The 11,470-nt window shown below is 54.2% G+C and carries 6 protein-coding genes and 1 pseudogene; all 7 read right to left on the bottom strand.

Annotated features, from left to right (window positions below):
- Positions 1-27: 27 nt before the first annotated feature.
- Positions 28-4,935 carry a glycoside hydrolase family 99-like domain-containing protein gene (locus tag AB4O11_RS28995; RefSeq protein ID WP_460129723.1) on the bottom strand — a complete coding sequence of 1,636 codons (4,908 nt, stop codon included), beginning with the start codon at positions 4,933-4,935 and terminating at the stop codon, positions 28-30.
- The gene (locus AB4O11_RS29000; protein ID WP_093435273.1) at positions 4,922-6,289 is read right to left on the bottom strand and encodes an ABC transporter ATP-binding protein; all 1,368 of its coding nucleotides are present in this window, start codon (positions 6,287-6,289) and stop codon (positions 4,922-4,924) included. The genes AB4O11_RS28995 and AB4O11_RS29000 overlap by 14 nt, the downstream gene beginning before the upstream one ends.
- Positions 6,279-7,097 carry an ABC transporter permease gene (locus AB4O11_RS29005; protein WP_008079795.1) on the bottom strand — a complete coding sequence of 273 codons (819 nt, stop codon included), beginning with the start codon at positions 7,095-7,097 and terminating at the stop codon, positions 6,279-6,281. Before AB4O11_RS29005 ends, AB4O11_RS29000 begins: the two co-directional genes overlap by 11 nt.
- Before the next feature lie 117 nt (positions 7,098-7,214).
- The gene (locus AB4O11_RS29010) at positions 7,215-8,222 is read right to left on the bottom strand and encodes a glycosyltransferase family 2 protein (RefSeq protein WP_093435275.1); all 1,008 of its coding nucleotides are present in this window, start codon (positions 8,220-8,222) and stop codon (positions 7,215-7,217) included.
- A 351-nt stretch (positions 8,223-8,573) separates the two neighbouring features.
- Positions 8,574-9,534 (bottom strand): annotated as a pseudogene (locus tag AB4O11_RS29015) (UDP-glucose 4-epimerase family protein).
- Positions 9,531-10,454 (bottom strand): glycosyltransferase, encoded by a 924-nt coding sequence (locus AB4O11_RS29020; RefSeq protein WP_257355773.1) that lies wholly within the window; start codon positions 10,452-10,454, stop codon positions 9,531-9,533. Before AB4O11_RS29020 ends, AB4O11_RS29015 begins: the two are co-directional and overlap by 4 nt.
- 57 nt (positions 10,455-10,511) lie before the next feature.
- Positions 10,512-11,402, bottom strand: coding sequence for a glucose-1-phosphate thymidylyltransferase RfbA (gene rfbA, locus AB4O11_RS29025; RefSeq protein ID WP_093435282.1), 891 nt, complete (start codon positions 11,400-11,402; stop codon positions 10,512-10,514).
- Between the last annotated feature and the right edge of the window lie 68 nt (positions 11,403-11,470).

The raw sequence follows: 11,470 nt of genomic DNA on the forward strand, positions 1-11,470 counted from the left end.
CGCCAGCGAACTGGCGGGCCTCCTGCACTACACGTGGGGCAGTAGACGATCACGCAAGGCCTTGATGCGGGCCTCGCAAATGCGATAAGACTCACTACTGAGCAAGTCGAGACGCTGTTGCTCGTCAGTCAGTGCAAGCGTATGCGTGTCGCAGCCAATTCGGTGAATGTAATCACCGATAAAGTCACACGTGCGCAGCGACGCCCAATCGGTGCCGTCGCGAGTGAACAACTGCATCGTCAGATAGTAGTCTTCCATGTACTTCATATCATCGAAGTAAGTGATGGCTTGCAGATCGCACTGATCAAGATCCAGCAGGAAACTGTGCAGCGGTGCATGGTTATGCTCGATGAAATCGCGATAGGTTTCACCGTAGTCATAAATTTTGTCGCGCTTGATAATACAACCGGTCACCGAATCCACCATTGTGGAGTAAACCCGCGCAAAGGTTGCGTTCTTGCCGCTGGACTTGAGTTGCTCGATCTGTGAGCTGTAAGCCCACGGAAACAACATGTCGTCGTAATCAAGAAATGCCGCATAACCACTGCCAACAGCTTTCAGTGCATCGTTCAGCATCAGCGAACGCAGATCCGGGGCTTGCTCTGTAGAGAAGTAACGACGAATCAGCGGCGCGCAATGCTCGCTCCACGGCAGTTGATCAAGTTGCGCCTGCAGCAGCGCAATTTCTTCGTCATCCATATCCTGAATAGCCAGCACCGGCAGCACTCGGCAACCGGACTGGGCAATCAACGACAGCAGCGCATTGATCAGCGAAGCGCGGTCGCCACGACGGTGGTAACGCACGATAGTCGATACCGTATCGAGCGCTGCGCCCTGGATGCCGCTCTCCGGCAGAAGACGGAAACAGGCGGCCTCACAACATACTTTGTACCCGACTGCCGGAGCCGTCAGTTGCAATTCCATGCAAGCCACCTGACTTGCATCGATGCTGAGATTGACAGTCCCCTCCCCCTGCACGAACAGCGGATCATTTCGCACACTGGCCGACACCGAATAGCCCTTGTGTCGTTTCGCCATTTTCAGCAACGACTCGATGGCTGTCGCAGGAAACAGGCAGATGTCACTGAACACCAACGTGAACTCGGCATCAGCGGGCTGGTGGCCATGAGTATTCACGCCTTGCGCCTGCAATACCTGCTGGAGCTGGGGATTGTCGGCGGTGACGGAGCAGTTGTGCAGCACGCTCGAACTGGCCAGGCAAGCAAGGAACTTGCGAGCCGATTCCGGCTCGGCGTCCAGACGAGCCTGGGCCTCGGGTGTCAAAGCCACGTTGAGCTTCAAATCGGTGGCAGGAACACAATGGCTGATCGCTGCAAACGGCTGACCGGACAACGCGCGACCGATGGAATTGAGGTAGCCGTAACCGAAGCGCGTATCCGGTTCAAGGTGTGCGCCTTCGGCCCATTCATTCCATGCGTTGACGACGACATATCGACGATCTTCCGCCAGGTTTTGCTCGGAATAGTCGACCAAAAACTCCATCCACCTCTGGAATTTTTCCGTAGTGAAATTGTTCAGCACATAGGCTCTGTTGCCGTAACGAGCGGTGTTATCCCACGTAGGAACCAAAGACCGGAACAGGGTGAAATCCTTGCCCAGATCTTGTGCCATGTAATGGTCGGCAACTTCACCGTAGTTAATGACGTTACCTTCCAGAGGCCAGTACGGACGCAACTGGTTGCGAGTATCTGGTACAGCGTCAGCTGTCCAGTCGTGCAGCACCCGCTCAACCGCAGCATCCATCCCGTGGTCTTGAGGCTGCGTCGCACCACGCGTCAATGTCGCCACCATGTAAGGCGCCTTCAGGCCGGCGCTCTCACACTCTTCGCGCCAGACTTCCAGGTATTCTTCGATATGCTCGATCGACGACGGACGATACACATGCAGCATCGGACGCCCGTCTACTTTGATGTAGCGCTCGTCTTTGAAGAACGGAATGAGATAGCGAATGAAGCCACGCGCATCTTCTTTCGAGTAAACCTGACCGAGCAGAATTTCCTGCTCGTTGCCATCCCAACGGCGAGTCCAGTTTTCATTCGCCCAGCAAAAGGCAAACGGCATGTTGATCTCGGGATTGGCCACCAGCATCTGTGCCGGCTTCTCAAGGATCATTCGGCCGGTGAACCAATAATGATAGAAAATCAGGCCATGAACACCGGACTTTTGCATCATTTCAGCCTGTTGCTGCAACTGCGCCGGGCCATCGAGGTGGTAGTACCCGATGTCCTCGTGCGGAACGTGTTGCTGATAATGCCCAAAGAACAGCGGATTGGCCGAACGAACTTTGTGCCACTCGGTAAACCCGGTTCCGTGCCATTCGTCATTTTCAGGCGTTGGGTGGAACTGAGGCAGGTAATACGCCAGTACTTTGACCGTGTCGTGTTTGATGCTGGCCGAGTAATCAACCTGCGGCTCGTAGTAGTCGCGCGGCTCGTGAGAAATCTGCGGCGCTTCCAGCTGATAATTACGCCCTTCACTGGTTGTTGTATTGACCAGCACCAAGCGCTGCAGCGTACGGCTCAACATGTCCGGCGCAACAGCGTCGTCGGCATTTACGAAATGCTCAAACTGTAACGGCAGTTGTAACAGATCAATGATCGTGCCGACCCGCGCCCAGAACAGACCCGCACGTGGGAATTGCGCGCCAGGGAAACTCTTGGCGTCCACTTCCGTGCACTTTTCCAGAACCGTGGCAATCACGTTTCCGGCATCACTCCAGCCAGCCTGATGGTAGTCCGCAGACTCAGCTCGGATGTCGACGGGATAAACCACTTTCGCGTCGCCACCGAGCAATTGCAGAATCTGGCCGACATTGGCAGGCGAGCCGCAGAGGAGATCAAGACGCTCTTTGACACCCGAACCGTCGTCGTTGCCGGTTTCGTCATGCAAGTGCGCGACAACGTCGTAGTCCTTGAGGCGATCACCGAACTGGGCAATCAGCGATGCAATAGCGCCAGCATGCTCAGGGACGACATCAACAACCAATTGGCGCAACAGAGGCACGGCAGTGCGCAGCGGTTTATCATCAAACCTAGAATTGTCACTGCCAATCCGCGAAACATACAAATCGAACTCGACAGGGATATTCTTGAGGTATCCCAGCCAGTCCCCGGACATTTGCTCACTGCTCAAATGAAGGTGAACGGCAACCATTGCGGAAGCAGTTTTTGGAGCCTCGGGAAGATAAGGGTCCAGATAGTAAGGCACGACTTTCAGTACTTCGTACTCAGTCAATGCAGCATCGTCAAGTTGTTTGGAGACCTGGCTCAGGGCAAGTCGCTTCTGACTGCGCTTGAGCTTGCGGGCAGCAATCGCCAAGGCATGACGCAATCCACCACGTCGTGCTTCACGGACAAAGCGCCCCAGCAACTCCGGCTGTTGCGAAACCAGATTCAACAACTGCACGACAACGCGGTGGCGGCTGACCGTACGGGAAAGGTGGTAGTTACGACCTTTGACATCGTAAATCGACCGCCCCTCATAATATCCGTGGCGCAAGTAATGGATCAGCGGATTGACACGCCGCAGTCGCACATCCGAATAATGTTCCAGGTACGCGTTGGTGGAAAAACCTGCCGAAGGATCACGACCTTCGCGCCAACCTTGCTCCAGATAGTGCTGCAACGGATTGACACCGGCGGCGCGAACGTCTTCGTAGGTACTCAGATAATATTCGGCATCAAACAGCTCGCTCTCGGCGGGATGATCACCTCGATACCGCAAGCCGAATCGCTCGGCAATATGCGAAACCAGTGACTTGAGCAAAAACCGCCCGGACGCATACCGATGCAAGTCAGCCTCAAGGCTCTGAACCGATCCCTCAGACTCGGAAAGCATCGATTTGGAAGAATCGTGTTGAGTCTCAAGCCAGAGACGATAATCGCTCAGTTTTGAATAATCAGCCTTCAGCTCAGCGTGGCTCGTCTCAAGCTTTCCGAGATCAGTGGCAAGTGCGCTGTGATCAGCTTCCAGTGCTTCGAGACTTTTGCCTTGCAGGCTCAGTTGCGCATTCAGTTCCGTATTGCTTACATCGAAATGACGCATGAGGCGATACGCCGGCAAGCGCTCGATCATTGCTTGATAGAGTTCGTTGACTGTATCGACAACGGCTTGATCATCTGCACGCTCATCACGCGACAGTTGCAAAAGCACAAGGCTCAGGCTCAGAACATCGGCAGGAACGCTGGCATCCTTGCTGAGCTCATTCAGCGTAAAGCTGTTGTGTTGCAGCGAGTGCTGGAGAAACTTGTTCTGATATTCCTGGAACTCCGGCCCTTGCGGGTCGAACGGCAAATCCAGCGACTCGGAAATACGGCGCAACTGCTGCTCAGGTGCCTGAAGCATCAGCTCGTAGTTGACAAAAACCCGCGAAGCACCCTGGCTGTACTTCAAGCTGAACAGCATGTGCTCGAGCCAGAGAAAGTAGCCCTTCTCCACTTCGAACTCATTGCGCTTGACCAACGAGTAAGCCACATTCTTGGGATTACGGAAGGCGACCACGTAGCTGACCTTCAGACCCAGCTCGGCAAAGATTTCCTGCCAGAACGGCAGTAGTCTCGCCATGCGCGGGTCTTTTACGCCGAAACACTTGATGTGGGCGACTTTCTCACGCAGATGCTCGATGGCGCGAATCTTGTGGCTTTGGGTGATCGGCAAGTTCAGCTCTTCAGGGCTGATCGGCACCAGACTATCCCAAGCGTGGCCCAAAGCGGCCAGCAACTCTTCGTTGTACGCAGTGATCGTTGCGTCTTCAAAGAAGCCTTTTTCGTTATTGCCCGATTCTGCAGGCAACAGGTTATCGCCCAGGTCGACGCCAAGGACTTTTAAACCACGCGTAATGGCACTCGTACCGCTTCGGTGCATGCCCAGAACGACGACTATTTGTTTATGGTCCATAAGATTAATTATGCTCAACGCTTGAAATGGTAAAAGCTGAAATACATTTGAAATCGACCGTACCGGTGGCGGTACTCGCGGTTTCCGGCAGAACACGAAACAGGCATGCGTCGGTCAATCGGTGAAGGTATGTTTCGCCCTCGCCCACGACGCCTACTACTCCACAGTTGAGGAAGTAGGTTCCCGGATTCAAGTTACACTGGAACGCAATCTCGGCCTGAACTTCGCTGCCGGCGGCGACATACGTAATAGAGTCCTGGGCGCCAGCCGCACTCGCAGCACCACCAATTTCGATGCCCGCCAATGTCTTGATCATCATGCCGAAACGAACCGCTACGGCACCTGTCGCAAATGCCACTCGATATGTATATCGATAGGTGTCGCCACGCTTGAGGCAATTGACCTGCTGTCCGGCAGCATTGAGGATGCGTGAATCGCTGATCAGAACGCCGTGCGACTCATAGGACATCATGCTCTTGGAAACGATATGCGGGTCGTAGTACTCCTCCAACCCGTTGTCCGAGGCCTGTGATGCCTCGACGGCGACCGCCGAGCGTTTCGCCTCAGCCTCAAGTTCACGTCGCTCCAGGGCGCCGGACTTGATCTCTTCACGTATGACACTGACCTTGTCGGCCGGCGCGTACAGCAACTTCTGATACTGACCGACGATGACCTTGGGCACACCTTCAGCAAGCTTCTCGCCTTTATCCAGAAGAATGGCGCGGGTACACAGTTCAATGACCGCACTGCCAGAGTGCGATACGAACAGAATCGTTGCGCCACTGGCCTTGATCGCTTCGATGCGGGCAAAACACTTGCGCTGGAACAACTCGTCGCCGACAGACAATGCCTCATCGACAATCAGAATTTGTGGGTCAACGTTAATCGCTACCGCAAATGCCAGTCGAACCATCATGCCGCTGGAATAGGTCTTGACTGGCTGATCGATAAACTCGCCAATCTCGGCAAACGCTTCGATTTCGGAAAACCGCGCATCGGTTTCTTCACGCGTAAGACCGAGCACCGCAGCGTTCATGTAAACGTTTTCACGTCCGCTGAATTCCGGGTTGAAGCCAGAACCCAACTCTAGCAAGGCGGCCACACGGCCGTGCGTGAGGATGTCACCATGCGTCTGATTGAGCGTGCCGCAAATCATCTGCAGCAGCGTCGACTTACCACTGCCATTGCGCCCAAGAATACCGACCGTCTCACCCTTGTTGATGGTGAAGGAGACATCCTGCAACGCCCAGAACTCTCGAAAGTATTGCCGACGGTCGCGCGCGAACATTTGCAGCAGCCGATCTCTCGGTTTGTCGTAGATATGAAAACACTTGCTCAGACCGTTAACGGCAATCGCTGTATTAGAGGACATCGGCAAATCCTTTACGCGTTTTTTGGAACCACGCAAATCCTAGCCAGAAGACAAGAGCTGCAGCGATATAGTAGAAACCGAGGTGAATGAAGCTGGGCAGTTCACCGCGGAAAAGCAACGCTCGCGTATCTTCGATCGCGGGTGTCAGAGGATTCAGAAACAGCAAGTGCCGGTATTGTTCCGGCAGCGCGGTGATGGGGTAGAAAATCGGCGATAGGAACATCAGAACCGAGGTACATACCCCAATGATCTGACTGACGTCTCGCAGATATACGCCCATCGAGGCGAGGAACCAGACGAGGCCTATGACAAAAATCAGCAGCGGCGCCAGAAACACCGGCAGCAGCAGAATTGTCAGGTGCAACTTGCCGAAAAAAATCAGGTAGGCAACCAACCAGACGCTCAGGCTGACAAGGAAGTGGAACATCGCAGCGCCCAAGGTTACCCAAGGGAGAATTTCCAGCGGAAACACTACTTTCTTCACATAGTTGACGTTGCCGACGATCAGTCCTGGCGCTCTATTGATGCACTCGGAAAACAGGTTGAACACAATCAACCCGGCAAACAGCATCAGGGCAAATTCGGTTTTGGAGCTACTGTCTACACTCCACCTGGCTTTGAACACGACGCTGAAAACGAATGTATAGATCACTAGCATGACGATCGGATTGAACAGCGACCACAGCATGCCCATGATGGATCCGCGATAGCGCCCGACAATTTCCCGCTGCACCAGCGCCCGGATCAGGCCTCTGTTGCGCCAGATGCCGCCTACCATCTCCTTCGGCGATGTTGAAAAATTCAGCATTGTGCACAAACCTCAAAAAAACCGAGGGAGTCCAGCTTCCCCAGCAAACGCTCTTGTTTGATGACTACTTGAGTGACCACAGAATTATTCCTGAAAGGGGCCAAAGCAACGTGAGTGTCAAATTCCATTGAACAGCGTCGCCAGCATCAGCCCCAGATTGCCCCATAAGGATTGCCGGTACACTCCGGATCGTCGTAACCAGATGATCCGGGACAAGCCACGTGAGCGACGCGCCCGCTGGAAACAATCCAGCCTCATCCTGCTTTCTTCATTGAGCTGCAGTCGATTCGACTCCAGCGCAGTAACATTCTTTTGATTCCAGCCGCGAAAACGACCACGAAACAACATGCGCAAACGACCGATCTGGGCGCTCAACCCCGAAGCCGCGCCAATCAGATTGGCGTCATGCTGGCGATAAAGAACGGTCGGTGAAAAATCGTAAAGAACCCGTCCACCGCTTCCGCTCACCAGCAGGTACGCCCACCAGTCGTGCGACACGATATCCACCCCGCTCCCCGCTCGCTGAAACAACTGACGAGCGACGTCATTGAAGACCATCGTGTTGCCGCCCCCGACGCTCTCCACCAATGCATTGGAAAATCCCATGGGCCGGCTGAACAAGGGTGAAAGGCCAATGTGATTACCGCGCTCGTCGATCAGCTCGGTTCTGCCGCAGTAAAGCGCGGGCACATCGACCGGCGCTTGCGCCAATCGCTTCAAAGCCACTTCCAGCTTTGTTTGCTGCCAGATATCGTCCTGATCCGCCCACGCATAAAAGTCGGCATCAATTGACTCATCACAGGTAACAGTGAGGAAATTGGCTGCATAACCACGCCCCGGGCCGTGCTGAATCAATAGTTTGTCATGCCCCCAACGATCACCGAACTCGCGAAGCAATGCCAATGTCGAGTCAGATGAACCATCGTCCGAGACCACTACAAACCAGTGGGGGTAAGTTTGACGAGCGATGGATTCCAGTTGTTGAGCCAAAAAGCGCTCACCATTGAACGTACAGACAAGAATCGCAACACATCCCAAATGCGCCACCGAATCTTGCTGACTATCGTCTATACAGCGGCGATCCAAACTGTTGTTTTGGACAACCGGGGAAAGGGGGGCTACCACCGAGCACTCCGTTGCTGAAATGATAAAACTTTGCCTGCGCAAGTTCGTTCAATAGATACGAAAACCTGGACAGTCGAACAAGCCACATAAAACAGGCTCACACGCTGCTCCAAGCTGCGCAAAATTTGCAATTATAACGATGAAGCAACGCCATTTGATAACCCCGTGACATTACGCCTACCCTATCGCCGACTCAGACCCGGAGATTTTAACATTGATAATAATGAGCGCATGGCTCCAATATTTCTGATGCCCCCCCTTGCGCTGCGAGCTTAGGGTAGCAAGCGGCCTTTGAGCAAAATAGGGTGGCAGTTTGCCAAGTTCTCCACGTAGCGAGAGCCATTATCAGCTTCAGCACTGCTTCGCACGGTAGTGCCCTGCCGTATTACGCAATGCTTGATCCACGCTAGTCGCCGGCAACCACCCAAGGATGGCACTGGGTTTTGTCAATATCGACTTGCAGAGAGCCACACAAACGCTGCGCCAGATCCTGTCGCCCGATCAGCGCTGCCCCCACCGTCATCAACGAGGACGGCAACGGCAACAAGCGAGGCTTGACGCCCAGCGCGCCCGCCATTCGCCGAAGCAATTGTGTTGTAGAAAGGTCCTCCGCGTCGCTGACCAGAAACACATGGCCGCCAGCAGCGGGATGCTTGATACACACAGTGATCAGATCAATGAGATTGCCGATAGCCACCAGACTGCGACGATTGTTGATCGCACCAAAAGGCAGCGGTATGCCGCGCTCAAGCCAACGCATCATATTGAGAAAGTTGGCTTTGACGCCCGGGCCATAGATCAGGGGCGGTCGGATAATCACAACTTCCATCCCTGTGTCCTGACTGATCTGCCTTAATGCGCCCTCCGCTTCACGCTTGGATATACCGTAAGGATCGACCGGCGCCGGCGTATCATCAGCAGAAAACGGCGCACCCGGTAATGTTGCCTCGCCGTTGACCTTGATCGAGCTGATGAAAATGAAGCGTTTGACTCCGGATCTCGCCGCATGACGGGCAAGTCGCGCGGTGCCTTCGACGTTGACCTGTCGAAACGCCGCGAGCGGATCTGCAGCCACTTCATTCATGACATGCACGCGCGCCGCGCAATGGACGACTACATCAACATCTTCCAAAGGCGGTAGCGGGGAGTTTTCGTCCAACCCGAACGCCACGACCGGACAAAGACCGGCTAACCTCGTTTCGCCACGAACGGCGGCGACAGGCGTAAATACCTTATCGCGCAACAAACGAAATACGAGCGCTTCACCGACGAACCCGGTAGCACCTGTCACTAAAACACGAGGAGCGCTCATTTGGCTTTGTTTCCAATTACCGCTGTAGCCCAGCAAACACAGAAGAAAAATATCTTGTCGCGCACTCGACGACGACACTTCCAGGCACTCAGTGAAAGGGTCAGCATCTGCCACCGCCCCAATGGCAGCCAGCGTCGGACAAACCGATCATTTTCAAGTCCGACCAAACGGACGATCCTTCTGACCTGGGAAAACCACCATCCGTCGTGAATAGTCTTGTAGCGCGCAATCAGTGGATTAAGACCGGTATTGGCACCGACCTGATTTCGTTCATGCTGGCGATAACTCATGGACGGTCGATGGTCGATAAACCATTTGAAGCCCCGACTTCGGGCAAACGCATAGCAATACCAATCATGCAGACTGACGTGCTGTAATTCCTGCCAGTCAGCCAGCATCGCGGTGCGCAGGGCGCTGACGAATGTGCGACTCAGCACATACGTGCAGCCCGGGCCAGCAGCTTCAAACAGAAAATCCCAGGGTGTCTGGCGCTGCGCCTTATCAAGCAGATGGGTGCGGCCGTCCGGCCAGAATGCGACGACATTGCTCGAATAGGCATCCACCGCGCGTGACCGAATCTCGCGCACCGCCCGCTCAAGCTTGTCCGGATACCAGATGTCATCCTGATCAGCAAATGCGACGAAATCGTAGCTCTCGATAGCCACATCACGGATCAGCCTGAAAAAATTCCGCGAAGCGCCCCCAAACGAACCGGCGGGCGGCAACACGAAAACGCCGGGATGTCGAGACGCGTATGCCGCGCACCACGCCTCGGTTCCATCGGTAGAAGTATCAATACTGATATAAATACTTACATCAACACCAGTTTGGCCGAGAATCGAGGCGAGTTGCTCTTCAATCCACTGCATTCCATTGAAGGCTGCCAGCAAAACCGCAACATTGAGACGTTTTACTGGCATAACTTTCCTGCTCGGACTGGTTAATCTTTCTCACTCGAACAACTTCGTTTTTACGAATCAGTGAGAAGGCGAATCCAGCAACTTCTGCAAGTATTGGCCGTAACCAGTCTTCCTCAAGGCTTCAGCTTGAACACCCAACTGCTCGGCAGTGATCCAGCCGTTGTGGTAGGCAATTTCTTCCAGGCAAGCGACTTTCAGGCCCTGGCGCTGTTCGATGGTGTGCACGAAATGGCTAGCCTCAAGCAGAGAGTCGTGAGTGCCGGTATCTAGCCAAGCGAAACCACGCCCGAGCATTTCGACATTCAGTGCCTGCTGCTCGAGGTAAGCGCGGTTGACGTCGGTGATTTCCAGCTCGCCACGCTCGGAAGGCTTGATCTTCTTGGCAATGTCGACGACTTGGTTGTCGTAGAAATAGAGACCGGTTATTGCGTAGCTGGATTTTGGCTTCAGCGGCTTTTCTTCGATGCTCAGGGCGCGGCCGGATGCATCGAACTCCACCACACCAAAGCGCTCTGGATCGGAAACATGGTAGCCAAACACGGTCGCACCATCCTGCCGGGCACAGGCAGAACGCAGGTTGTCGGAGAAGTGCTGGCCGTAAAAGATGTTGTCACCGAGGATCAGGCAGCAAGGGTCGCTACCAATGAACTCTTCACCGATGATGAACGCCTGAGCCAGACCATCCGGGCTTGGTTGTTCGGCGTAGGTCAATTTGATGCCGTAGAGACTACCGTCACCCAGCAGCTTGCGGAAACATGGAAGATCTTCCGGCGTAGAGATGATCAGGATTTCACGCATTCCCGCCAGCATCAAAACTGACAGCGGATAAAAGATCATCGGTTTGTCGTAGATAGGCAACATTTGCTTCGACACACCCAGCGTCAGCGGATGCAGACGAGTACCCGAACCACCGGCGAGAATGATACCTTTACGATTTGTCGTGGTCATTTGTTCAAAACTTCCCTAAGCATTCGGGTTACACCACTTTGCCAATCCGGCAAGTGCAGAGAAAAATT

The sequence above is a fragment of the Pseudomonas sp. H1_D05 genome (assembly GCF_054682705.1).